This window comes from Flavobacterium sp., assembly GCF_025352015.1.
Taxonomy (GTDB): Bacteria; Bacteroidota; Bacteroidia; order Flavobacteriales; family Flavobacteriaceae; genus Flavobacterium.
The window spans coordinates 48500-72554 of record NZ_JANXUG010000012.1; the positions used below are offsets into that span (position 1 = coordinate 48500).

The 24055-nt window shown below is 33.8% G+C and carries 18 protein-coding genes; 9 read left to right on the forward strand and 9 right to left on the reverse strand.

The window, feature by feature from the left end; genetic code table 11:
• Positions 1-54: 54 nt before the first annotated feature.
• Positions 55-537 (reverse strand): dihydrofolate reductase, encoded by a 483-nt coding sequence (locus tag Q0Q96_RS01545; RefSeq protein WP_293870848.1) that lies wholly within the window; start codon positions 535-537, stop codon positions 55-57.
• Entirely contained in the window at positions 534-872 is a 339-nt protein-coding gene (locus Q0Q96_RS01550) for a 2TM domain-containing protein (protein ID WP_293870850.1), read from the reverse strand. Before Q0Q96_RS01550 ends, Q0Q96_RS01545 begins: the two co-directional genes overlap by 4 nt.
• Before the next feature lie 237 nt (positions 873-1109).
• Between Q0Q96_RS01550 and Q0Q96_RS01555 the strand changes: the two genes are divergently transcribed.
• Positions 1110-1406: an isoamylase early set domain-containing protein gene (locus Q0Q96_RS01555; RefSeq protein ID WP_293870852.1), complete on the forward strand. Its 297-nt coding sequence runs from the start codon at positions 1110-1112 to the stop codon at positions 1404-1406.
• Between the two features lie 191 nt (positions 1407-1597).
• Here Q0Q96_RS01555 and Q0Q96_RS01560 read toward each other — a convergent pair whose 3' ends face one another.
• The 4 genes from Q0Q96_RS01560 to htpG form a co-directional block, all read right to left on the reverse strand.
• On the reverse strand, positions 1598-2794 hold the full coding sequence (locus Q0Q96_RS01560; RefSeq protein ID WP_293870855.1) for a PAS domain-containing sensor histidine kinase: 1197 nt from the start codon (positions 2792-2794) through the stop codon (positions 1598-1600).
• A 194-nt stretch (positions 2795-2988) separates the two neighbouring features.
• Positions 2989-3753: an NYN domain-containing protein gene (locus Q0Q96_RS01565; RefSeq protein WP_293870858.1), complete on the reverse strand. Its 765-nt coding sequence runs from the start codon at positions 3751-3753 to the stop codon at positions 2989-2991.
• A 58-nt stretch (positions 3754-3811) separates the two neighbouring features.
• Positions 3812-4216, reverse strand: a complete 405-nt coding sequence (locus Q0Q96_RS01570; protein ID WP_293870860.1) for a DUF2721 domain-containing protein — start codon at positions 4214-4216, stop codon at positions 3812-3814.
• 100 nt (positions 4217-4316) lie between these two features.
• On the reverse strand, positions 4317-6218 hold the full coding sequence (gene htpG / locus Q0Q96_RS01575; RefSeq protein WP_293870862.1) for a molecular chaperone HtpG: 1902 nt from the start codon (positions 6216-6218) through the stop codon (positions 4317-4319).
• A gap of 190 nt (positions 6219-6408) precedes the next feature.
• Between htpG and Q0Q96_RS01580 the strand changes: the two genes are divergently transcribed.
• From Q0Q96_RS01580 to Q0Q96_RS01595, 4 genes are all read left to right on the forward strand, one after another.
• Positions 6409-6879: a lipocalin family protein gene (locus Q0Q96_RS01580; RefSeq protein WP_293870865.1), complete on the forward strand. Its 471-nt coding sequence runs from the start codon at positions 6409-6411 to the stop codon at positions 6877-6879.
• A gap of 13 nt (positions 6880-6892) precedes the next feature.
• Positions 6893-7588, forward strand: a complete 696-nt coding sequence (locus tag Q0Q96_RS01585; RefSeq protein ID WP_293870868.1) for an OmpA family protein — start codon at positions 6893-6895, stop codon at positions 7586-7588.
• A gap of 141 nt (positions 7589-7729) precedes the next feature.
• A complete protein-coding gene (locus Q0Q96_RS01590; RefSeq protein ID WP_293870871.1) occupies positions 7730-8401 on the forward strand; it encodes a TetR family transcriptional regulator C-terminal domain-containing protein in 672 nt (223 codons plus the stop codon).
• Positions 8401-9711, forward strand: coding sequence for an AarF/ABC1/UbiB kinase family protein (locus Q0Q96_RS01595; RefSeq protein ID WP_293870874.1), 1311 nt, complete (start codon positions 8401-8403; stop codon positions 9709-9711). Before Q0Q96_RS01590 ends, Q0Q96_RS01595 begins: the two co-directional genes overlap by 1 nt.
• A 93-nt stretch (positions 9712-9804) precedes the next feature.
• On the opposite strand, the gene Q0Q96_RS01600 is transcribed toward Q0Q96_RS01595, so the two are convergent.
• Entirely contained in the window at positions 9805-11250 is a 1446-nt protein-coding gene (locus tag Q0Q96_RS01600) for a hypothetical protein (protein ID WP_293870876.1), read from the reverse strand.
• Between the two features lie 181 nt (positions 11251-11431).
• On the opposite strand from Q0Q96_RS01600, the gene Q0Q96_RS01605 reads away from it, so the two are divergent.
• Positions 11432-12355 carry an ABC transporter ATP-binding protein gene (locus tag Q0Q96_RS01605; RefSeq protein ID WP_293870975.1) on the forward strand — a complete coding sequence of 308 codons (924 nt, stop codon included), beginning with the start codon at positions 11432-11434 and terminating at the stop codon, positions 12353-12355.
• A gap of 48 nt (positions 12356-12403) precedes the next feature.
• On the opposite strand, the gene Q0Q96_RS01610 is transcribed toward Q0Q96_RS01605, so the two are convergent.
• The gene (locus tag Q0Q96_RS01610) at positions 12404-14818 is read right to left on the reverse strand and encodes a prolyl oligopeptidase family serine peptidase (protein ID WP_293870879.1); all 2415 of its coding nucleotides are present in this window, start codon (positions 14816-14818) and stop codon (positions 12404-12406) included.
• Positions 14819-14950: 132 nt separating this feature from the next.
• Here Q0Q96_RS01610 and Q0Q96_RS01615 point away from each other — a divergent pair, with 132 nt between their 5' ends.
• Positions 14951-15955, forward strand: a complete 1005-nt coding sequence (locus Q0Q96_RS01615) for a beta-ketoacyl-ACP synthase III (RefSeq protein WP_293870882.1) — start codon at positions 14951-14953, stop codon at positions 15953-15955.
• A 69-nt stretch (positions 15956-16024) separates the two neighbouring features.
• On the opposite strand, the gene Q0Q96_RS01620 is transcribed toward Q0Q96_RS01615, so the two are convergent.
• Positions 16025-20647 carry a choice-of-anchor L domain-containing protein gene (locus Q0Q96_RS01620; protein WP_293870884.1) on the reverse strand — a complete coding sequence of 1541 codons (4623 nt, stop codon included), beginning with the start codon at positions 20645-20647 and terminating at the stop codon, positions 16025-16027.
• Between the two features lie 209 nt (positions 20648-20856).
• On the opposite strand from Q0Q96_RS01620, the gene argS reads away from it, so the two are divergent.
• Positions 20857-22632 (forward strand): arginine--tRNA ligase, encoded by a 1776-nt coding sequence (gene argS / locus Q0Q96_RS01625; RefSeq protein ID WP_293870887.1) that lies wholly within the window; start codon positions 20857-20859, stop codon positions 22630-22632.
• Positions 22633-22698: 66 nt separating this feature from the next.
• Positions 22699-24027: a signal recognition particle protein gene (ffh, locus tag Q0Q96_RS01630; protein ID WP_293870890.1), complete on the forward strand. Its 1329-nt coding sequence runs from the start codon at positions 22699-22701 to the stop codon at positions 24025-24027.
• The last annotated feature ends 28 nt before the right edge of the window (positions 24028-24055 follow it).

Consider the following 24055-nt stretch of genomic DNA (forward strand, 5'->3'; position numbering starts at 1 on the left):
GCAAATTTTTTGGCAAATATAAACCAATATTTTAATACAAGGCATTGTCTCTATTTACTTTCTCAAATAGGTGTCAAAACTAAAATCAAAGAGATGATTTTCGTTTTTTGGATGAAATTCCGATGAGGTTAATTTCCATTTCGTGGTATCAATTTCAGGGAAAAAAGTATCGGCTTCAAAAGTATGATGCACTTTGGTAATGTCTAGTTTATCAGCAATTTCTAAAGATTGATTGTAAATTTGACCGCCACCAATAATGAATATTTCTTCACCATGCCTGCAAACTGCAATCGCTTTTTGAAGAGAATCAACTACGAGGCAACCTTCCTGCGCATAATTTTTTTGACGAGTAATAATAACATGTATTCTATTGGGTAAGGGTTTAGGAAAACTTTCAAAAGTTTTTCTTCCCATAATAATATAATGATTTGAAGTTACGTTTTTAAATCTTTTAAAATCATCGGGCAAGTGCCAGAGTAATTTATTGTTTTTGCCAAGTTCATTTTTTTCGCCTACAGCAGCAATGAGAGTAATCATTCGGTAGTTGATTTTGAATTATCTAAATCGTAATGTATTTGTTCCACTTTTTTAGATTGTTTTACAATCAATTTATCAATTTCATTACGCTCCCAATTTTTATTCATAAAGCTATTGGTAATAAAAATTTTAATGGCATGAAGTATAAAAATAAAAACCCAAACAGTAACTACCCATTTCCACCAAGAGGTATCAGGATAAAAGGACAACCATTTATTAGCAACAAATAAGAAAACACTACCTAAACAGAGCAATACAAAATGATAGTACAAACGTTTTTTTTGTTTGATTCTGCTTTTTGCATATTCATATAATTCATATTTTTCAGATTCCATAGTGTCAAATTAATGCATTAAAGGTAGAATTTATTTTTAAAATGTAGAAATCTCATTTAAAGATAATGTAGTAAGAAAACGTTTTCTTAGTCACAGATGTAAAATTAAAAGTACTTAAAAATAAATATCTTCTCTAAAATTGGCTTTCTTTTTAGTAATATCCTAAAAGTGATGAGCGGTGTAAAACATATAAAACTTATGCGTTACTTTGCGCAGTAATCTATAAATGAATTAGTTATGGCTATTAAAAAACAAGTTATAAAAACAAAACCAGTTGTTAAAGTTACCTTTTCTATCGAAGCAAAAGGAGCAAATACCGCTGCAGTAGTTGGTGATTTCAATAATTGGAATCCAGCAGAAGGCGAATTATTAAAACTAAAAACGGGAACTTTCAAAGCTACTTTTGATTTACCAAAAGACAATTCTTTTGAGTTCAAATATTTAGTTGATGGAAATTACCTTAACGATCCAGAAGCAGATAGTTTTGCTTATAATGAATTTGCTGGAGCAGAAAATAGTGTTTTGGCACTATAATTCTACTCTTTGGCTTAAAATTTAATCCGCTTTACAGCGGATTTTTTTTGTTTTTTTATGTTCTAAATCATCAGTATAGACTACAAAACACAAATAAATAGAGTAGAAAACGATTTCAGCATTAGAAAATACTTAAACACTGTAATCGCTTATTTAAGGTTTGTTTCTGTAGAAGTATAATGCTCATATTATTATTCACTTTCATCGAACATAATTTCCTCTGAACTTCCAATTTTGTATAATGGTTTCTCAATAGGTAATGTAAAATAAAAAGACGAGCCCTCACCTTCAATGCTCTCAACCCATATTTCGCCTCCATTTTTTTCTAAAAATCCTTTTACCAATAACAATCCGATGCCTGCACCTTTATCTTTTTTTCTAGTTTCTGAAAGTGTTTTCATTTGAGGCGTAAAAAGTCTTTGCATAATATCTTTCGACATTCCCACACCAGTATCCTTTACTAGAACAATAATTTTGTTTTCTGTGCTTTTTGCTGTAACCGAAATAGTCCCTCCTTTTTCGGTATGTTTTATGGCATTAGAAACGATATTTTGTATGATAGAGATCAACATTTTACCATCCGCAAAAACAGAGGTATTGTCTTCAATTTCGTGATGCAGATTTATAGTGTTTATTTGAGCAGTTTCGTTTAAAGTTTCAAATACTTTATCAATATATTCGGTTAGTTTTATTTTTTTGGGAGAAAAGGTATCTGATGCATATTTAATTCGAGCCCATTCTACTAAATAATCTAACATATTTAATTCTTCTGTAGATGCTTTATAAAGTAAGTCGAGCATTTTCTGTACAGCATCTGGTTCCATTTTATAGAAATTTTCTTTTAAATACTTTGCGGTGCTGATAATACCCGATAGCGGACTTCTTAAATCATGTGAGAGAATTGCCAAAACACTTTCTTTGTGAGTATTTAGCTCTTCTAAATCCCTGATGTATTTTTTTATAGCATCTTCAGATTGTTTTCTTTCTGTTAAATCTCGTAAAATTTTAACATAACCCAATAGCTCTCCTTCAAAACCGATAAGTGGAAAAACCAATCCATAAGCATAAAAAAGACTTTTATCTTTAGCAATATGCCATCTATTATCAGTGGCTCTGCCTTCTTTTAAAGCAGTTTCTATTTCTTTTTTTGGGATACCGTTTTTTAGATCATCCTCTGTAAAAATTAAATGGAAAGATTGTCCAATAACTTCCTCGGTCTCGTAACCAAATATTTTTGTTGAACCTGAACTCCAACTATTGATGATAAATTCGTTGTTTAATGTAAAAATCGAATAGTCTTGTAAGCTGTCAATTATTTGGCTATAAAATTCAGCGGTAGGGATATATTTATTTTTGAGAATTTTAAGATTGTCTTGCTTGTTTTCCATTTAATTTGTTTTACTAATTATTGTATACTCTTTGACGGCATTGTTAAAAAAAGTTCCACAGTTTAAAGCTCTGATAATTTATTATTCGTTATTTGTAATCCAAAAGTATTTTTCATTCTCCTACTTTGTACAATTTCTGAATTCTTATGCCAATCATTATTTTTTTTTAAAATGCACTCGAATTAAGCAGTCACTTATTTTCTTTTAACGTATATGAGTTTAATGTTGTTTTTGCCGCTATCGCGTTCGTCAATTTCAAAACGGTCAATGTTTTTAATAAGTCCAAGTAATTTTGGGAAACCATAATTTCTGGAATCAAAATCAGGTTTCTTTTTGAGCATTAAATTTCCAAGTTCACCCAGAAATGCCCAGCCGTTTTCATCTTCTATATCAGCGATGGAATCCGCAAAAAGCTTGATTATTTTTGGATCTATTTGACTAATTGGATTGCTAGATGATGTTTTAGTATTTTTGGAAACTTTTTTATTGTTGGTTTCGACAACTAATTCGGTATCTGGTTTTTTTAAAATTTCAATATAGATGAATTTGTCACAAGCGGTTATAAATGGTGTTAAGGTTTTCTTTTCGCCAATGCCAATAACTTTCATACCGGCTTCTCGCAGACGCGTTGCCAATCGTGTAAAATCTGAATCGCTTGAAACAATGCAAAAACCATCTACTTTTCCAGTATAAAGGATATCCATCGCATCTATAATCAAAGCACTGTCGCTGGCATTTTTCCCGCTACTGTAACTGTATTGTTGAATTGGCGTAATGGCGTTTTCGAGTAAAACTTTTTTCCATCCGCTTACTGTTGGTTTTGTCCAATCGGCGTAAATTCGTTTGAATGTAGGAGTACCATATTTGGCAATTTCCTCAAACATTTCTTTAACATTGGCATACGGAACGTTATCGGCATCAATTAATACGGCTAGTTTTAAATCATTTTTGATTTCCATAAGAGCAGTTTTATTTAGCAATTTAGTTTAAAAAAAACTATTCGTCAAAGGTAGCTTATTATTTTTTATCTTCTGATTCTTTCAAATCGCTCAAATGCAACCGCAATGCCTTAACTGATATGCTTATTTCCCAAAACGATATTCCTAATGATATCAACAGTGTTAGTAAGCTCGCTCCAAAAAGATAAATTCCAATAGTTATTTGTTCTAAAAACAAACAAAACATGGCAAATACCGAAAGGAATAAGCACACCACACCAAATAGTTGCATGTATCTTATGAGCGATAATCGGAGGTTTAGATTGTTAATTTGTAGCAAAATCGTTTTTGTATGCACTTCATCGTAATGTTTTTTTAGATTACGGATGATTTGAGCAATAGTTAAAAAACGATTGGTATAGGCAAGCAAAATCAATGATGTTGCCGAAAAGAGAAGCGCTGGGGTTTCTATATGTAAGGTCATGGAAATTACTATTACAAAGTGCGAAGGTGGGAAATAAGTACAATAAAAAACCCTGCCAAAGCTTTAAACTCGTACAGGGTTAAATTTGCAAAATTCACTTTTATTTTATAAGCTCAAAACTACGCTTAACAAAAGCAGTTAACGCTTCACCTTTCAATAATCCTTGTGAAATTTTTGCCAAATCTAAAGCTTGTTTTACCAATTCTTCTTGAGCGGTTTTGTCAGATGTATTTAAAATGGTGGTTGCCAAATCAGAATTGGTGTTAACAACCAAGTTGTACATTTCTGGAAAATTGCCCATTCCAAACATTCCGCCACCGCCACTTTGACTCATTTCTTTCATTCGTCTCATGAATTCAGGTTGCGTAATTATAAATGGTGCGGCCGCACTATCCATAGGTTCTAACTGCACTGAATAATTAGACTTTGGCACAATTTCTTCTAAAACGGTTTTCAATTGAGTTGACTCATCGTCAGATAGTTTAGAAATTTGTGTTTCTTCTTTTTGAATGAGTTTATCAATATGGTCTGAATCAACTCTAACAAAAGTTAGATTTTCATTATCTGCTTCTAATTTTTGAATTAAATGCGAAACAATAGGAGAGTCAAGCAAGATAATTTCATATCCTTTTTCTTTGGCGATTTCAATATAACCGTGTTGTGCATCTTTGTTTGAGGCATACAAAACAACTAACTTTCCGTTTTTATCGGTTTGGTTTGCTTTGATAGTTTCTTTAAGTTCGGTCAATGTATAATATTTGTCATCCACCGTTGGATATAAAACAAAATCGCCTGCTTTTTCATAGAATTTTGGTTCAGAAAGCATACCATATTCTAAAACGATTTTGATATCGTTCCATTTTTTTTCAAAGTCTTCACGATTTTCAGAAAACAATGATTTCATTTTATCGGCTACTTTACGAGTAATATAATTGGCAATTTTTTTCACGTTTCCATCAGCTTGCAAGTACGAACGCGAGACGTTCAAGGGTATGTCTGGCGAATCGATGACACCTTTTAACATGCCAAGAAATTCAGGAACAATTCCTTCAACATTATCAGTTACATAGACTTGATTTTGATATAACTGAATTTTGTCTTTTTGCAATTGCAAATCGGCAGACATTTTAGGGAAATACAAAATTCCAGTCAAATTAAACGGATAATCTACATTCAAATGAATGTTAAATAATGGTTCTTCAAACTGCATAGGGTACAGTTCGCGGTAAAATTTTTTGTAATCTTCATCGGTTAAATCTGCTGGTTGTTTTGTCCAAGCAGGATTTGGGTTATTAATGATATTATCTACTTCTACTTCAGTAAAGATTTTGTCTTTATCTTCTTCGGCAACACTTTCACCTTTTTTTTGTTCAATTTTTTCTTTGCGAGTACCAAATTTAATTGGCACTGGCATAAACTTGTTATACTTGGTTAATAACTCTCTAATTTTGAATTCTTCTAGAAATTCAAGAGAATCTTCTGCAATATGAAGAATAATTTCTGTTCCTCTTGTGGTTTTATCATGCGGTTCCAATGTAAATGATGGGCTTCCATCACAAATCCAATGTGCGGCTGGCTCATCTTTGTAAGATTTGGTAATAATCTCCACTTTTTCTGCAACCATAAATGCCGAATAAAAACCGAGTCCAAAGTGACCAATAATGCCGGAATCTTTGGCAGAGTCTTTATACTTTTCTAAAAATTCTTCAGCACCAGAAAACGCAACTTGATTGATGTACTTTTCAACTTCTTCGCTAGTCATGCCTAATCCTTGGTCAGTAAGGTGCAATTTTTTGCCTTCTTTGTCTATTTTAACCTCAATAATTGGATTACCATATTCTACTTTGGCTTCTCCAATGCTGGTTAAATGTTTCAATTTTAGCGTTGCATCAGTAGCGTTGGATACCAATTCGCGCAAGAAAATTTCGTGGTCGCTGTATAAAAACTTCTTAATAAGTGGAAAGATGTTTTCTACTGATACATTAATTTTTCCTGTTGTCATATTTATTATTTTTAAGCCTGCCAACTGACAGGTGGATTAATTCATTTTTAATCGACATCTCAAAACTAATACCAATATTTTCATTTATGACAAATTGACGTACAAATAACTCTTTGTAAATTTTGTGTTATTATGTAAATGACAAATAAAAAATGAGCGTATATTTGCATTATTTTTAAAAGTATAAATTATGAAAAAAATTATTTTAGCAACTTTATTTTCGATTTTAATTTTCAGTTGCAAATCCAATTCTGCCACAAGTACAAAAGTGGACACAAGAACAGAAAGTGGAATAAAGGGAAACTGGACCATTTCTGCGGTTACGTATCCTGGTTCAGATGTAATCAAAGCTACTTCATTTGACTTGGCTGATTCCAAATGTTTTGTTGGGAGTACTTGGAAATTTGTAGCTAACAATAACAAAGGCAACTTCACAATAAACAGTCCAAAATGTACTTCTTATAGTACGCCGATTACTTGGTTTATAAACAAAGATGGACAGTTTGTAATGAAAATTTTAGATGCAGCAAAAGCTAAAACAGTGAAGTCGGGTTATGTTTTGAACATAGCCAATCAAACAGATACTTCTTTTCAGCTTACAGAAAACGTGAATATAGCTGGAAAAATGATCGATGTAGTATATCAATTTAATAAAAATTAAAAATCAAATCAATATGAAAAATAAAATAATTATAGTTTTAGTCAGTCTTTTTCTTTCAGTTAATTTATTCACAAGTTGCGAAGCAGCAAAGAATACCAATAAAACACAACGAGGTGTAGCTATTGGTGCCGTTGGAGGTGCGCTTTTAGGTGGAATTTTAGGAAATAATATTGGAAAAGGTGGCAATGGCGCGCTGGGCGCAGTACTGGGTGGTGTAATAGGCGGCGTTGCTGGTGGCGTTATTGGAAATAAAATGGACAAGCAAGCACGTGAAATTCAAACCGCTTTGCCTGGTGTTCAAGTTGAACGAGTTGGAGAAGGTATTAAATTGGTTTTGGGTGAAAATGCAGTACGTTTTGATACTAATAAATCAACTTTGACTGCCGCTGCAAAAGCTAATTTGGATAAGTTAGTTTCAGTTTTTAATCAATATCCTGACACTAATATCCAAATTTATGGCTACACCGATAATACGGGTTCAGCAGAATATAATCTAAAATTGTCTGATCAAAGAGCCGCATCTGTTAAAAGTTATTTATCAGGTAAAGGATTAGCTTCTTCACGATTTGTAACTACAGGTATTGGCGTAGCAGATCCAATTGCGACTAATGATTCGCCCGAAGGTAGAAGTCAAAACCGACGCGTTGAGTTTGCTATTACTGCAAATGATAAAATGGTTCAAGACGCAAAAAAGCAAACAGAAAAATAAATTATAGTTTAACGCAATTTAAAAGGCTGTCTTAACAAAGACAGCCTTTTTTTATGAACTAAAATTTTAACAAAATATTTTGTTTAATATATATTGAAAATGATTAAACAGTTTGTAGTTTTGTACGGTAAAACAATTATCATGGCAACATCTAAAAAAGCTTCTATAAAAAAAAATTTAATTGATGATAATCAAATCATTTCAGACTATATGAATGATGTACTACTTCATAATCAAGAACCTAAAAATATATATATTTTTTGTAAAAATCACGATTTTAATGAGAGCGATTTTTATTCTTTTTTTGGTTCTTTTGAGGCTTTAAAAAATGAAATTTGGGTTAAATTTTTTGACAATGCTTTGGTTATTATCGAAAAAGATACCGCATTTGAAAGTTACGCCGATAAAGATAAATTGCTCACTTTATATTTTACTCTTTTTGAAATAATGACTTTAAATAGGTCATACGTGCTATTCGCTCTGAAAAATAATAAAGAAGGAATCAAAAATTTAAAATATTTAAAACAGTTTAGAAACCGATTTAAAGAGTATATAACTGCGATTATTAGAGAATCTTCGACAAGTAGTAATGAAAAATTTTTGAAAGTTATCGAACCTGTTTTTTCCGAAGGTGCTTGGATTCAGTTTTTACTTTTGTTAAAATTTTGGAACCACGATACGTCCAAAAATTTTGAAAAAACAGATATTTTAATTGAAAAATCCGTAAACACAGTTGTTGGATTGTTAGACACAAAACAATTGGAGAATTTGTTAGATTTAGGAAAATTTCTTTGGAAAGAAAAAAGAAAATAATGAAAACATTAGATAAAATTCCAACAGGAAAAATAGAAAGAGCAAGCCAATTAGTAAAAACTGGTTTTAAAGTAGGCGGAAATTATGTTGCTTATTATGGAGAAAAAATAGTCAATCCGTCTTTGAACAGAGATAAACTGAATGAAAATAATGCTGAAGATATTTATGATGGATTAAAAAATTTAAAAGGAAGCGCGTTGAAGGTGGCTCAAATGTTGAGCATGGACAAAAGTATTATGCCACAAGCATACGTTGATAAATTTTCGTTATCGCAATTTTCGGTTCCACCGCTATCAGCACCATTGGTACGCAAAACATTTAAAAAATATTTAGGGAAATATCCCGAAGAAATATACGATTCCTTCACTCCAGATGCTATGAATGCTGCAAGTATCGGTCAGGTACATAAAGCAACCAAAGACGGGAAAAACTTTGCTGTGAAAATCCAATACCCTGGAGTGGCGGAAAGTATAAGTTCAGATTTGGCATTGGTAAAACCATTTGCTACAAGAATGTTTAATTTAAAAGGCAAAGATTCAGAAAAATATTTTCAGGAAGTCGAAAATAAATTGCTCGAAGAAACGGATTATATTTTGGAATTAAAGCAAAGCATAGAGTTTTCGGAATGGTGTAAACCAATAATAAATCTTCGTTTTCCTGAGTATTATCCTGAATTATCTTCCGAAAAAATCCTTACTATGGAATGGATTGATGGTGAGCATTTATCCGAGTTTACGGCTCATAATCAGAATAGAAAGAAAGGAGATAAGATTGGACAGACGCTATGGGATTTTTACATGTATCAAATGCATTATTTAAAACAAGTACATGCCGATCCGCATCCTGGAAATTTTTTAATTGATGAAAATGATACTTTAATCGCTATAGATTTTGGTTGCATAAAACAAGTGCCTGAAGAGTTTTATGTTCCTTATTTTGAATTGGCGAATCCAAAAATAATCAACAATCCAGATTTATTTAATGAAAAATTATATGAATTAGAGATTTTACGTTTAGATGACAGCAAAGAGGAAATAAAATATTTCACCAAAATCTTTCACGATTTATTGAGCTTGTTCACTAAACCTTTTCACGGAGAATTTTTTGATTTTTCTGATGATGATTTCTTTGGAAAAATTGCTCAAATGGGCGAAGAATTTTCAAAAGACACACAACTCCGAAAAATGAATGGAAATAGAGGCTCTAAACATTTTTTATACATCAACAGAACTTTCTTTGGATTGTATAATTTGTTACACGATTTAAAAGCTCGAATTGACACCAAGTCATTTGAAAAATATATTTCTTAAGTGAAATTGTGGTTATTTATTGGTTAGGTTGATAAGGGCGACACTCCACGTTTGAGTTCTGTCGCTCTTGTCTTTTACAAATAATTTTGATTATTACCGTGCAATAACAATCCAATCAGTGCCATCGCTCTGAACAGTATATCGCACACTGCCAGATATAGTTGTAATGAATGCATTGGTAACGTCATCATAAATATTTCCAGAAGTACTTGAAAAGACTTTGGAAGATATGCCATTACTACCAATAATTACGAATATTTTTCCTGTATTACCAACTGGTGTTGGTAACCTGATTTCTGAAACAGAGCCAAAAACTCTAATAGTATATTGTGTTAGTGCTACAAGATAAACGCCAGTTGCTGCGCCAGTTGTTGTGTAAGGAAAAACAGTATTAGACGACCAAGAGCTTCCGCCATTACCGTCTGTTTGTAAAAATTGCCCAGCTGTTCCTCTAACAATTGGCAGCGAATAGCCTGGTGCAGAAGCTGGATTACTAATTTGCAATGTTCCGTTTATTCTAACAATATTATTGTCAAACTCACCATAAATTAGAGCATTATTAGCATCTGCATTAGAGTTTTCAATATAAAGTTTATTACTCCCGGTTTCATTATATCCTGCTTGATATCCCAAGCCAAGATTTCCAATACCAGAAATATTACTAAAAAAACTTTGATATCCAAATGCGGAGTTGTTATTTCCTGTAGTATTAGATCTCAAAGATTGAACGCCTGCACTGGTATTGTTATTTCCAAGTGTATTTTGAAATAATGAATTTACACCAATAGCGGTATTTAATGTGCCATTGGAATTTGTATTTAAAGCTCTATCACCAACAGCAGTATTAAAATCTGCAGTATTCGCAGTCAGAGCATTTCTTCCCACGGCAACGTTTGAACTATTAGTTGAATTAGAAAATAAAGCACCTACACCTATGGCAACATTTTCTATCCCTGTTGTGTTCGAAGACAAAGCTACATCTCCTACAGCCACATTTCTGCTCCCAGTTGTATTGCCCGGCATCACATTAGTGCCAATAGCTGTATTTCTGTAACCAGCTGCAGGATTTACCAACGAGTTGGCACCTAGCGAAGTGTTTTTTACATTTGCGGTGGTAGAAGTTGCTCCAGTAGGGTTGCCTATAAATGCCGATCTAATATTAAATCGTTTAAAAACTATGTCAACATCATCAGTAGTTCCGAAGAAATTTGTAGCTGCACTTGTACCTGTGTTTCCTGTAAGCGACCAATCAGCATTTAAACCTACAGCCAGTTGAACCCAGATTGAGCCATTCCAGTAATAATATCCATTAGGTGAAAACCCCGAATTGTAAACTAATAAAGAAGTTAGCGGAGAAGCAATGGTAGCTACATCACTCACACTTGTTAAAGACACTCTTGGAATCAAAAGTCCGCTGTTAGTTGATGTAATATCTAGCATTGATGAGGCATCGGGCGATGTGGTGCCAATACCAACTTGTGCATACGTTTTAACTATTGCTAAAAATAAAAGCGAGGTTATGTAGATTTTCAATTTCATAAATCATTCAAATGGTAACTGACATTGGGTATACAAAAGTAAATCTAATTTAATAAAAAATATAAAATATACCTTAAAATCTGCATGTTAAACAAAAATAAAATTTTTAAAAACGGCTACTTACTTAAATATATTTTTTATTTCAATACAGAATGTTCAATTTTGTAATTCATTTTATATGATGCTACAAGTCAACAATATTTCATTTTCTTACCAAGAAAAATTAACAATCAGTTCTCTCTCTTTTAATGTAAAAAAAGGTGAAAACTTGGCTATTATTGGTGAAAGTGGTTGCGGAAAAAGTACTTTGCTTAAATTGGTTTACGGACTTTATGATTTGGATGAAGGTCAAATTTTTTGGCAAGAAAGCCAAATATTAGGACCAAAATATCTTGTTATTCCAGGAATGGATTTTATGAAATATTTAGCTCAAGATTTTGATTTAATGCCGTTTACAACAGTTGCCGAAAATGTAGGTAACTTTATTTCAAATGTCTTTCCGATAAAGAAAAAAGAAAGAATAGCTGATCTTTTGAAAACTGTGGAAATGACTGAATATGCAGCTGTAAAAACAAAATATTTAAGTGGAGGACAAATGCAACGCGTTGCATTGGCTAAAGTTTTAGCATTGGAACCCGAAGTTTTGTTGCTCGATGAACCCTTTAGTCATATTGATAATTTTAGAAAAAACAGTTTGCGTAGAAAATTGTTTAGTTATTTAAAAGAAAAACAAATCACAACTATTTTTGCAACCCATGATAGTGCCGATGTTTTGGCATTTGCAAATCAAGTTTTAGTTTTAAAAGATGGCAAACTTATCAGAGAAGGAAATCCTAAAGCACTTTACGAAACTCCAAAAACCAAGTATATCGCATCTCTTTTTGGGGATGTAAACGAAATTATAGTTCACGGAAAATCTGAACTAATTTATCCACATCAATTACAAATAGTAATCAAATCAGATTTGAAAGTTACCGTTATAAATTCCTATTTTTTAGGAAGTCATTACCTCATTGAAGCCAACTATAACAAGGGAAGTTTGTTTTTTGAAAGTGAAAACACTATTCCAATTGGACACACATTTTATTTAAAAAAGAAATACTGAATCAAAAAAATTCAGTATTTCTTTTCTTTAAATATTCTTTGGTATAAATTAATCCTTCAAATATTTTTCTAAAAATTGATCTTGTTCCCAAAGCAAGTGCAAAATATTTTCTTTTGCAACATAGCCATGCGCTTCTTTTGGCAATAATACCAATCTAACAGGTGCACCTAAATTTTTCAAGGCCTGAAAATACCGTTCCGATTGTAGCGTAAAAGTTCCTGGATTATTGTCGGCATCGCCATGAACAAGTAGTAAAGGCGTTTTCATTTTATCGGCATTTATAAAGGGCGACATTTCATTATAAATTGTTGGAATATCCCAATAGTTTCGTTGTTCGCTTTGAAACCCAAACGGAGTTAAGGTTCTGTTATATGCCCCGCTTCTGGCAATTCCGCAGGCAAAAAGAGAGCAATGTGTCAATAAATTTGCTGTCATAAATGCACCGTAGGAATGACCACCAATGGCTACTTTCTTTTTATTGATATACCCCAAATTATCAACGGCATCAATAGCTGCGGCAGCATCATCTACTAATTGCTTTATAAAAGTATCATTGGGTTCAGCGGTTCCTTCCCCAATAATAGGAAACGAAGCATCATCAAGAACAGCATAGCCTTTGGTTACCCAATAAACAAAAGAGCCATAGTTAGGAAAGGTAAACTCATTTGGATTTTTATCATTTTGTCCTGCAGAGCTTTTGTCCTTAAATTCTGCGGGATAAGCCCAAATCAATAAAGGTAATTTCGCAGACTTTTTAGCGCTATCATAACCTTCGGGCAAATACAAGGTTCCAGATAAATCTACTCCATCTTTGCGCTTGTATTTAATCACTTCCTTATATACATTTTTTATACTCTCAAACGGATTTTTGAAGTAGGTAAGTTGCAGTAATTTATTAGATTTTATATTTCTGAAAAAATAATTTGGAAATTCATTTTTAGATTGAATTTGCACCAAAACTTCTCCTTTTTTGAAATCTTCAATCGAAAGTAATGTTTCTTTTTTGTCTTTAAATGTTGAGGTATACAAACGTTTTGATTTCAAAGTTTCCAAATTAAATTCATCAATAAATGGAAACTGCCCGTCTTTTGTAAAACCATTCCCAATACGATACGCATTGTTGTTCTCGATTGCCAGAACATAGCGATTGTTTTCGTTTCGTTTGGTTTCAAAATTACCAGGATCAGCATAAATATCTTGGGAGTTTCTGTCTGAAATAATTTTTGCAGCTTTATTCGGATTTGATGGATTAATCAGATATGTTTTCGTATTTCTGGTGTCATACCATTCATCCGTAACTACAGCAATTTTTTCGTTGCCCCAAATTACGTTATCAAAACGTTGTTGCGTTTTAATTAATGATGTTGGTTCGCTATTAAAGGGTGCATCCCACGTAAAAATTTCGTCTCTAAAGGCTGCTTTTACTGCTTGGTCACCTTCATCTAATGCTATTACATACGCCCAATTTGCTGGTTTATCCGCTCTCCAGCCTAAACTTCTTTTCCCTTTCCTTACAGATGAAAAACCTTTAGGAATCACTTCGTTCAACGGAATTTCATTGACCACTTTAACTTCTTTTCCATTGGTATCATAAATCACAGTTTTTTGAGCAAAACGACTGTAAGGAACGATATAAGAAAACGGTTTTTGAATGGTTGTCAACATTAAATAAGTGCCATCTGGAGAAAAACTTTCGCCAGCATATAAATCGCTTTCTTTGAAAAAATCAACTTTCCCTGTTATCGAAACTTTGTATAATTCTGAAGTTATTAGCGTTTCAAAATTAGTTTCATCTGTCTTGTTTTTTAATAAATCAGGATAGGTTCTGTTTTGCGATTTTGAGCCATCGCTTCCAGAAACAGTTGGTCCTTTTGGTAATTCCTTTTTAGTATCAAGTAAGGATGGACGATTTTGAGGAATCATTTTTACCAATAAAGTTTTGCTGTCGTTCATCCAATTTATTGGGGTTCCAAGATTGGCATTGAGCTTGGCAGAGGTAAGCTTTTGGGCTGTAGCCGATGCAACATCTATAACCCATAATTCAATTCCGGTTGCGATCGTATTGGTAAACGCAATTTTCTTTTCATTAGGCGACCACGTTACAAATGCAATTCGTGGCTTTTCGGGCAAACCGCTAATTTGAGTTTCAGTTTTGTTGGTTATTTTTCTAATTTTTAAGTTTGAAATATAATTCACCGCACTAGCAATATTAGTAATCGGATTGATGCGCAAACCTCCTAAACGCATTTCGTCTTGGTTTAAATCATCAAGCGATTTATAAGTATTTCGATAGGTGTAAAGCAGGTACTCTTTTTTTGAATCCATACTCACATTTGGTGCTTTTTCATAATCTGCCAACGCTAAAATTGTTGCGGGCGGTTTTTGATAGGCAAGATTTTCTTGGGCTGCCGATATTGTTGTCCAAAAGCAAGAAATAACAACAAGCAACTTTAATTTTTTCATAACAAAAAGATTTGATTTATTCTGCCAATTTACAAACTCGTAGTTACATATTTATTAAATCTTAAAATAAAATCGCTACCCGTGAAAAATGCTTAAATTTGTTTCTCTTTTCGATAATTTAATACAAATTATATGTTTCGTTCAAAAATATCAGGGTTAGGTTTTTATGTTCCAGAAAATGTGGTTACCAATGATGACTTGTCTAAAATAATGGAAACTAGTGACGAATGGATTCAAGAGCGAACTGGAATTCAGGAACGAAGACACATTATTCGCGGTCAAGATACCACAACTTCAATGGGAGTAAAGGCTGCAAAAATTGCTATAGAACGCGCCGAAATTGCTACTGATGAAATTGATTTTATAGTTTTTGCAACCATTTCACCGGATTATTATTTTCCTGGAGCAGGCGTTGAATTGCAAAAAGAACTAGGTTTGAAAACTATAGGTGCTTTAGACATTCGCAATCAATGTTCGGGTTTTATTTATGCTTTGTCTGTTGCCGATCAGTTTATTAAAACTGGGATGTATAAAAATATATTAGTGGTTGCTTCCGAAGTACAATCATTAGGATTAGACATGACCACGCGAGGTCGAAGCGTTTCGGTAATTTTTGGAGATGGCGCTGGTGCTGTAATTTTGACAAGGAGCGATGATGCGAGCGGCATTCTGTCAACGCATCTACATTCAGAAGGGGAACACGCCAAAGAATTAGCTGTTTTAGCACCGGGAATGGGAGGACGATGGGTTACTGATATTTTGGCAGATAAAAATCCCGACGACGAAAGTTATTTTCCTTATATGAATGGACAATTTGTATTCAAACATGCTGTGGTTCGTTTTAGTGAAGTAATTAATGAAGGTTTACAAGCCAATGATTTACAAGTTTCTGATATTAATATGTTGATTCCACATCAGGCAAATTTGAGGATTTCGCAGTTTATTCAAAAGAAATTTGGGTTACGTGACGACCAGGTTTTTAATAATATTCAAAAATATGGAAACACAACAGCAGCTTCCATTCCTATTGCGTTAACCGAAGCTTGGGAAAACGGAAAAATTAAGAAAGGCGACACTTTAGTTCTAGCAGCTTTTGGTAGCGGATTTACTTGGGCAAGTGCTATTATTAAATGGTAAAATTTTCTTCTAAATACAAAAAGCCATCCGTTAAAAGATGGCTTTTGCACAACATAATTGTAATGTAGGTTATCGCTTCATGGCGAAATGGGCTCTAAATTCTTGTGCAACCTGATGTTGATCGGTGTATTTGACACTAAACCAATAATCGTCAGATGGCATTAAATGACCGTTATAGGTTCCGTCCCAACCATTACTACTTGGTTTTATTAGCGTAAGCAATTTTCCATATCGGTCATAAATTTCAATTTTAGCGGTGGATTGATTAGATAAATCTTTAATATTCCATGTGTCGTGATAACCATCCCCATTGGGCGTAAAGAATTTTGGATAATTCACAATTAGAGCCCGAACAGTAGTGCTTCCGCAACCATTTTTATCTCTAACGGTTATTGTATGAATACCTGAACCTACATTTTCAAAAATAGGACTGTCTTGGAAATTTCCATCGTCTAGTTGGTATTCAAAATTATTTCCTTGACCCGTTGCAGTCACAGTAACGGATTGATTATCCGAAAAATCTTGACTCACTTCATAAGCAACAACCGCTGGTTCTGATGGAGAAACAGTAATATTTACCGCTGGTGAACTGCAACCCGTTGTACTATTGGTAGCTACTAAAGTATAAATTCCTGGTAAAACGGCCTGATAATTATTGGCAGTTCCAACTGTGGTTCCTGTTGCATTCGTCCATACAAAAGTATGGTTGGCACTTGGTAGACCACTGTAAATGTTGTATGGATTTAAAAGAATCTCTGTTTTACTATCTATACAAATGATACCGTCGGTAGGTGTTGGTTCAGGTAATTTATTAACTAGAATCGAAATTGGTTTTACGTCAAAACAATTTGCCGTCAATGTATTTTTTACTCTCACATAAACAACAGATTGGGTAGAGGCTGTTACTGGATTTGCTCCTGTAGTTGCATCGGCTAGACTTTCGTAATAGGTAACTTGAAATTCACTTCCTGTTTGAGTTCCCAAAACTGTTGCAGATAATGACGTTAGGTTGAATAATGTTATTCCATCATTGGTACCATCTTGGTCACAAACCGTTGTAAAATTTGCAGGAATTGGATGCGCAATTGGTGTGTCTATTATAGTTATTGTAAATGAACTTTCATCACTGCATCTTTGTAGAAATGGCGACAAAGCATATATATAAATAGTTTGCGATGTACTAACAACTGTTCCAACATTTAAAGGAGTTCCTGTACCATTTGGACCTGTATAATAGTTGCCAAAAGACAATGCGGGAAGCGGAAAGCTTTCACAAATGGTCACGTTTGGTAAATTATCAACATTGAAAATTGATACGGCAAAACTTCGTTCTGTAGTACAATCTGGTGATGTAGCCGAATGAGCAAATACATAAACCGTTTGATTTGCTGTTAAAATAGCTCCTGCGTTTAACAAAGTTCCCGTTGCATTTGAACCTGTATAATAATTACCAAATGTTAATGAAGGTAAAGTATACGAATTACATGAAAAAGAATTTGAAATAGGTGCTAGAGTTGGGGTATGATTTATCGTCACAGTAAATGAAGTTTCATCAATACATGAAAATGCAGTTCTTATGATTGATTCTTTGAAAATGTATATCGTTTGACTCAATGTTATTGTTGCTCCTGCAGCAATTTCCATTCCTGTTCCATTTGGTCCGCCAGTTTGAGTATAATATTTATTATTAGTCGTTAATTGCGGTAAAACATAGCTATCACATGCAGTTATATTCTGAATCACATCTGCAGAAGTTGTAAAAATATTAATTTGAAAACTATTTTCGGCGCTACATGCTGGGGTTGTGTTTGTAATAGCATAAATATAAATCCTTTGAGAGGTGGTTATAACCGTATTAGCTGCTAACATTAATCCAGTTCCGCCCGAACCCGTATAATAATTTCCAACATTTAACGGAGTCAAAACATATTGGTCACAAATATCAATATCTGAACGAGAATCGATTGTTGGTAAAGGGTTTATAGTAACCGTAAAACTAGTTTGGTTGGAACAAGTCGCATCCAATCTCTTGAAGATATAAATAGTTTGAGTTGATAAAATAACATCACCAGCAAACATTGGCGTTCCTGTTCCGTCAGTACCAGAGAAATAACTTCCATTTGACAGTGCTTGTAAAGTAAAAGTTTCACATACCGAAACATTTGGTAAGGTATCAACAGGTGGTTGCGCAAAAGTTAATGTAAAATGTAAATTATTGGTACAATTAACTCCTTCACTTGTTGTTGGAACATAAATATAAATAATTGAATTCGTATTAATAATAGTGCCTGCAGGAATTTGTTGACCTCCTCCATTTGGTGCAGTAAAATAATTGCCAATTGGTAATTGTGGTAAAGTATAACCATTACATTGAGAAACATCGGCAGGTTGAACAATTCCTATAAAAACCTCAAAACTATCTTCGGCCGAACATGGCGTTGGTCCAGTTGTAGTGGAGTACACATAAACAGTTTGATTAGACATAATTGCTGTACCAGCGGGTAACTGAGTGCCAGTTCCACCTGGTCCAGTATAGTAATTTCCGACGGATAACGTTGGTAAAACATACGATGAACAATCAAATACATCATTTCTTATCCCAACAGATAAATTTGTAATAATTGTTACATAAAAACTTGAATTAACAACGCAAATTGGCGCAATTGTAGTAGTAAAATAATAATAGACCAGTTGTGAAGTGGTTATTACTGTTCCAAAAGGAATTACTGTTCCACCACCGTTTGGTCCACCAGATTGTGTATAATATTTTCCGTATGTTAATGTTGGTAATGTATAGCTTCCACAACTACTTAAATCTACAGGTGACAGCGAATTTTCATCAACTATAGTAACTTTAAAGGAACTGTTCGCAGCACAAGTTCCGGGTCCGCCAGGTTGATTAAAAATATAGATAGTTTGGGTTTGACTTATAACATCTCCCGCAAACAAAGGTGTGCCACCTCCACCAATTTGGGTGAAATAATTCCCATTTACTAACGGTTGTAATGTATACGTATTACAAACAATTACATCTTCAAACACATCAACTATTGGAGTTTGATTTACAATTAAATTAAAACTCGTTACACTAAAACATCCTGGATCGCTACTGTTTTCAACTCTCACATAAATTGTTGTGCTAGCATATAAACCATAAGTGGGATCTGCAATTGGATTTATTCTATTGGTAGCATTATTTGATGAAGTGTAATAACTAACGCCATATATACTTGGTGATTGTGTTCCTAAAACAACAGCAGTTTGTGGCGTAAAATTGAAATATGCCGTATTTTGTTCAGGTGTATTTGTACATCTAATCATATTTGGCGGTTGGTTGGCAATTGGTGGAGGAGAAACTTGTAACTGAAATGATTTTGTAGAAAAACAGGGACTGTTGGGCAATTGAATTCTAACATATACAGTAGCTCCAGCGGGACTAGTATATACTAACGGTAATGCGTTACTATTGTTATCTGCATCACTTTGTGATGCAAAATAAGTAACTACTGTTGTTGCGGGCAAACCTTGTTTAACTACAGGCGTGTTTAAACCTAAATTGTAATTATATGTTGCTAAACCCATGTCACATCTGTAAAGTGTAACGGGATTAGGAGAAGTTATTTCAGGATTAAATTCTACAGTTATAGAATCAGTTACAGGGGAACAAGTGCTAAATAAGTTCGTATAGGTTACACTATAAATACCCGCTTGAGTAACATCTAGTGTAGATCCAGTGGCTCCAGAAATAGTTACACCATATTTTTTCCATATAAATGAATAGCTACTTGTACTTAAGCCAGTAGTTAGTGTATGAGTTGTGCCAAAACATAAAGCAGCACTATTGGCTGATGTTAAATCTTGACCTAAAACATTTTGTCCAATATTAAAACTGTTCGAAGATAAGAAAATTGCAGAATCTGATTGCGGATCTGCTCTATCAGCGATAACTAATTTAATATGATAAGGAACACCAGCAGTTAATACAGATGCTGCTGTCAAAACTTTTGTTTGTCCGTTGTAATTTGTAGCCGAGTTTGCAGCTCCTGAACCACCATTAAAACTTCCAAAATATTGCGGATTTACCGATGGACAAGAAGAATTATACTGAAAATCTCTAATATTTACCACGGAAATTGGCACATTGGTACCTGGTATTACTGCTAGATTTGTAGTAACGCCTGTACTCATGTTTGTTAGTAAAAATGCAAATGCATCAGAGTATAAACATTGAAAATTACCATATTCTTCGGAAGCAAAAATAAAATCAAAACTAAAGTTGGGAGAAATGGGCGTAAAATCAAATTCCAAAACAGAAGCATTTTTAGAAACCATATTAATTCCAGAAGCTGCCAATGTTGCTTCTAAATTAGCATCGCCAGACCAAGATGATGAACCGTCATTTAATAAAGAGGTATTGGGGCCAGGTGCATTAACAACATTTCCAGTGCTTAAAATAACACCACTTGTCATGGGAAAATTTGTATTAGTATTTTGAAAAAATCCAATCCCATTGGATGAACCAAAATTAGTGCCTGTTCGCCACGTGATGTTGGTAGCAGAGACACACGGTGAATTGATTAACACATTATTTACCAATTGTGGTACTGTGTAATTTGTGGTACTTACCGATATTGGTTGCGAAAAACCAGTGATGGAAAGTGTGAGTAAGGTTAGGAGTAATATCTTTTTCATAATTTGGGGATTTTGACAAGACAAAGATTATTCAATGTGTCGTTAAAATACAAATATTATCGATTAAATACATAATATTGTTAATTTTAAAACAAAAAAACTTACATTATATATTTTTTAAACGTATAATTTCTTATTTTTTATAAAGCCATGTTGTTATTAAAATTCTACTGTAATGTTTATCTTTGCCAACTCTAACAAATTATGCCATGCTTTATCAAATCCTTACGATACAAATTCAAAATGCAGTCAGTCATTTATTTGATATTTCAATCGAAAAAGTTGATTTTCAAATTACTCGCAAAGAATTTGAAGGTGATACAACGATGGTTGTTTTTCCTTTATTGAAAATTATTAAAGGAAACCCCATGGAGATTGGAACAAAAATTGGAAATTATTTAACTGAAAATAGTACAGTTGTTATTGGTTTTAACGTTGTTTCCGGGTTTTTAAATTTGGTAGTTTCGGATGACTATTATATCAATTTCTTCAACGAAATAAAAGATAATCCAAGTTTCGGATTTGTTTCGGCTTCGCCAAATGCAAAAGCAATAATGGTAGAATATTCTTCGCCAAATACTAACAAGCCACTGCATCTAGGACACGTACGTAATAATCTTTTGGGCTATTCTGTAGCAGAAATCATCAAAGCATCGGGCAAAAAAGTTTATAAAACCCAAATCATCAACGACCGTGGAATTCATATTTGCAAATCAATGTTGGCTTGGCAAAAATTTGCCAACGGTCAAACACCTGAAAATACTGGCTTAAAAGGAGATAAACTGGTTGGAAATTTCTATGTAAAATTTGACCAAGAATATAAAGTCCAAATAGCGACACTAATTGCTCAAGGAAAAACAGAAGAGGAAGCCAAAAAACAAGCACCAATTATTCAAGAAGCCCAACAAATGCTTTTAGATTGGGAAGCGGCAAAACCAGAAGTAATCGAGCTTTGGAGAACTATGAACCAATGGGTTTATGATGGTTTTGCGCAAACGTACAAAAATTTGGGAGTTTATTTTGATAGCTATTATTATGAAAGCGACACCTATTTGCTGGGAAAGCAAGTCGTTCAAATTGGATTAGAAAAAGGTGTTTTCAAGAAAGATGCTGACGGTTCGGTTTGGATTGACTTAACTGCCGACGGTCTTGACAGAAAAATTGTCCTGCGCTCTGATGGGACAGCCGTTTATATGACGCAAGATATTGGAACCGCTATTCAACGCGTGAAAGATTTTCCAGATATAGGCGGTATGGTTTATACCGTCGGAAACGAACAGGATTATCACTTCAAAGTATTGTTTTTAATCTTAAAAAAATTGGAATTTGAATGGGCAGAAAGTTTATATCATTTGTCTTATGGAATGGTGGAGTTGCCGTCGGGGAAAATGAAATCAAGAGAAGGAACTGTTGTCGATGCTGATGACTTGATGGAAGAAATGACCGCAACTGCCGGAAAAATTGCAACCGAATTAGGAAAACTCGAAGGATATTCTGCTGATGAAAAAGCGAAACTATTTAAAATCATTGGACTTGGAGCTTTAAAATATTACATTTTGAAAGTAGACCCGAAGAAACAAATTCTTTTTAATCCCGAAGAATCTGTTGATTTTGCTGGTAATACGGGAGCTTTTATTCAATATACGTATGCGAGAATTCAGTCTATTTTGAGAAAAGCCGAATTTGATTTGAGTATTGTTTTAAACATAAAAGAATTACATCCGAAAGAAAAAGAATTAGTAAAACAAATGGAACTTTTTCCTGAAGTAATTCAGAATGCGGCACACCATCATTCGCCGGCTTTGATAGCCAACTACACTTATGATTTAGTGAAAGAATACAATTCATTTTATCAGTCAGTATCCATTTTAGGGGAAGAAGATATGACTAAAAAAACGTTCAGAGTTCAACTTTCAAAAAAAGTAGGCGAAACTATAAAATCTGCCTTTAAATTATTAGGAATTGAAGTGCCAGATCGAATGTAGTTTCAATAATTTCAAATTTCAAATTTCAATTCAAAATAGTACCTTTACCATTCAAAATAAAAAATCATGTTCAGTAATTTAAGTGATAAACTAGATAAAGCATTCCATATCCTCAAAGGACATGGGAAAATAACCGAAGTAAATGTAGCCGAAACTTTAAAGGAAGTACGTCGTGCTTTGCTTGACGCCGATGTTAACTTTAAAATTGCCAAAGATTTTACCACAAAAGTTAAAGAAAAAGCAATTGGTGCCAATGTATTAACGACTTTGCAGCCAGGACAATTATTGGTTAAAATCGTGAAAGACGAATTAACCGAATTAATGGGTGGCGATGCAACAGGAATAAACCTTTCGGGTAATCCAACCGTGATTTTAATGTCGGGTTTGCAAGGTTCTGGGAAAACAACTTTCTCTGGAAAACTCGCCAATTATCTTAAAACTAAAAAGAATAAAAAACCACTTTTGGTCGCTTGTGATATATATCGTCCTGCGGCAATCAATCAGTTGCATGTGGTGGGAGACCAAATAGGAGTGGAAGTATATTCAGAACCCGAAAATAAAAATCCGGTTGACATTTCTCTAAAAGCTATTGCTTACGCAAAATCAAAAGGTTTTAATGTCGTGATTGTCGATACGGCTGGTCGATTGGCAATTGATGAGCAAATGATGAACGAAATTGCCAATGTTCACGCCGCTATTAAACCACAAGAAACCTTGTTTGTTGTAGATGCCATGACGGGTCAAGATGCGGTCAATACAGCAAAAGCGTTTAATGACAGATTGAATTTTGACGGCGTTATACTAACCAAATTAGACGGCGATACTCGTGGTGGAGCTGCCATTTCTATTAAATCAGTAGTCGATAAGCCAATCAAATTTATTGGAACTGGAGAAAAAATGGATGCGATTGATGTGTTTTATCCAGCACGTATGGCAGAAAGAATTCTCGGAATGGGCGACGTTGTATCGCTGGTAGAGCGAGCACAAGAGCAATATGATGAGGAAGAAGCCAGAAAAATTCAGAAGAAAATTGCCAAAAACGAATTTGGGTTTGATGATTTCTTGGCTCAAATTCAGCAAGTAAAAAAAATGGGGAGCATGAAAGACCTTGTTGGAATGATTCCGGGTGCCGGAAAAGCATTGAAAGATGTAGAAATTGAAGATGATGCTTTCAAACATATTGAGGCTATAATTCATTCGATGACGCCAAAAGAGCGCAGCAAACCCTCTGTAATTGATATGAAAAGAAAATTGCGAATTGCCAAAGGGTCGGGTAGAAAAATAGAAGAAGTAAACCAGTTGATGAAACAATTTGAGCAAATGAGCAAAATGATGAAAATGATGCAAGGCGGCGGCGGAAAAAATTTGATGAAGATGATGGGAGGAATGAAATAAAAGTGTAAGGTTTAAATTTTCAAGTAGC

What these genes read in the sequence shown, in the direction of transcription:
- Q0Q96_RS01545 (WP_293870848.1), bottom strand. Translation starts at nt 537, where the DNA reads ATGATTACTCTCATTGCTGCTGTAGGCGAAAAAAATGAACTTGGCAAA.
- Q0Q96_RS01550 (WP_293870850.1), bottom strand. Translation starts at nt 872, where the DNA reads ATGGAATCTGAAAAATATGAATTATATGAATATGCAAAAAGCAGAATC.
- Q0Q96_RS01555 (WP_293870852.1), top strand. Translation starts at nt 1,110, where the DNA reads ATGGCTATTAAAAAACAAGTTATAAAAACAAAACCAGTTGTTAAAGTT.
- Q0Q96_RS01560 (WP_293870855.1), bottom strand. Translation starts at nt 2,794, where the DNA reads ATGGAAAACAAGCAAGACAATCTTAAAATTCTCAAAAATAAATATATC.
- Q0Q96_RS01565 (WP_293870858.1), bottom strand. Translation starts at nt 3,753, where the DNA reads ATGGAAATCAAAAATGATTTAAAACTAGCCGTATTAATTGATGCCGAT.
- Q0Q96_RS01570 (WP_293870860.1), bottom strand. Translation starts at nt 4,216, where the DNA reads ATGACCTTACATATAGAAACCCCAGCGCTTCTCTTTTCGGCAACATCA.
- htpG (WP_293870862.1), bottom strand. Translation starts at nt 6,218, where the DNA reads ATGACAACAGGAAAAATTAATGTATCAGTAGAAAACATCTTTCCACTT.
- Q0Q96_RS01580 (WP_293870865.1), top strand. Translation starts at nt 6,409, where the DNA reads ATGAAAAAAATTATTTTAGCAACTTTATTTTCGATTTTAATTTTCAGT.
- Q0Q96_RS01585 (WP_293870868.1), top strand. Translation starts at nt 6,893, where the DNA reads ATGAAAAATAAAATAATTATAGTTTTAGTCAGTCTTTTTCTTTCAGTT.
- Q0Q96_RS01590 (WP_293870871.1), top strand. Translation starts at nt 7,730, where the DNA reads ATGGCAACATCTAAAAAAGCTTCTATAAAAAAAAATTTAATTGATGAT.
- Q0Q96_RS01595 (WP_293870874.1), top strand. Translation starts at nt 8,401, where the DNA reads ATGAAAACATTAGATAAAATTCCAACAGGAAAAATAGAAAGAGCAAGC.
- Q0Q96_RS01600 (WP_293870876.1), bottom strand. Translation starts at nt 11,250, where the DNA reads ATGAAATTGAAAATCTACATAACCTCGCTTTTATTTTTAGCAATAGTT.
- Q0Q96_RS01605 (WP_293870975.1), top strand. Translation starts at nt 11,432, where the DNA reads ATGCTACAAGTCAACAATATTTCATTTTCTTACCAAGAAAAATTAACA.
- Q0Q96_RS01610 (WP_293870879.1), bottom strand. Translation starts at nt 14,818, where the DNA reads ATGAAAAAATTAAAGTTGCTTGTTGTTATTTCTTGCTTTTGGACAACA.
- Q0Q96_RS01615 (WP_293870882.1), top strand. Translation starts at nt 14,951, where the DNA reads ATGTTTCGTTCAAAAATATCAGGGTTAGGTTTTTATGTTCCAGAAAAT.
- Q0Q96_RS01620 (WP_293870884.1), bottom strand. Translation starts at nt 20,647, where the DNA reads ATGAAAAAGATATTACTCCTAACCTTACTCACACTTTCCATCACTGGT.
- argS (WP_293870887.1), top strand. Translation starts at nt 20,857, where the DNA reads ATGCTTTATCAAATCCTTACGATACAAATTCAAAATGCAGTCAGTCAT.
- ffh (WP_293870890.1), top strand. Translation starts at nt 22,699, where the DNA reads ATGTTCAGTAATTTAAGTGATAAACTAGATAAAGCATTCCATATCCTC.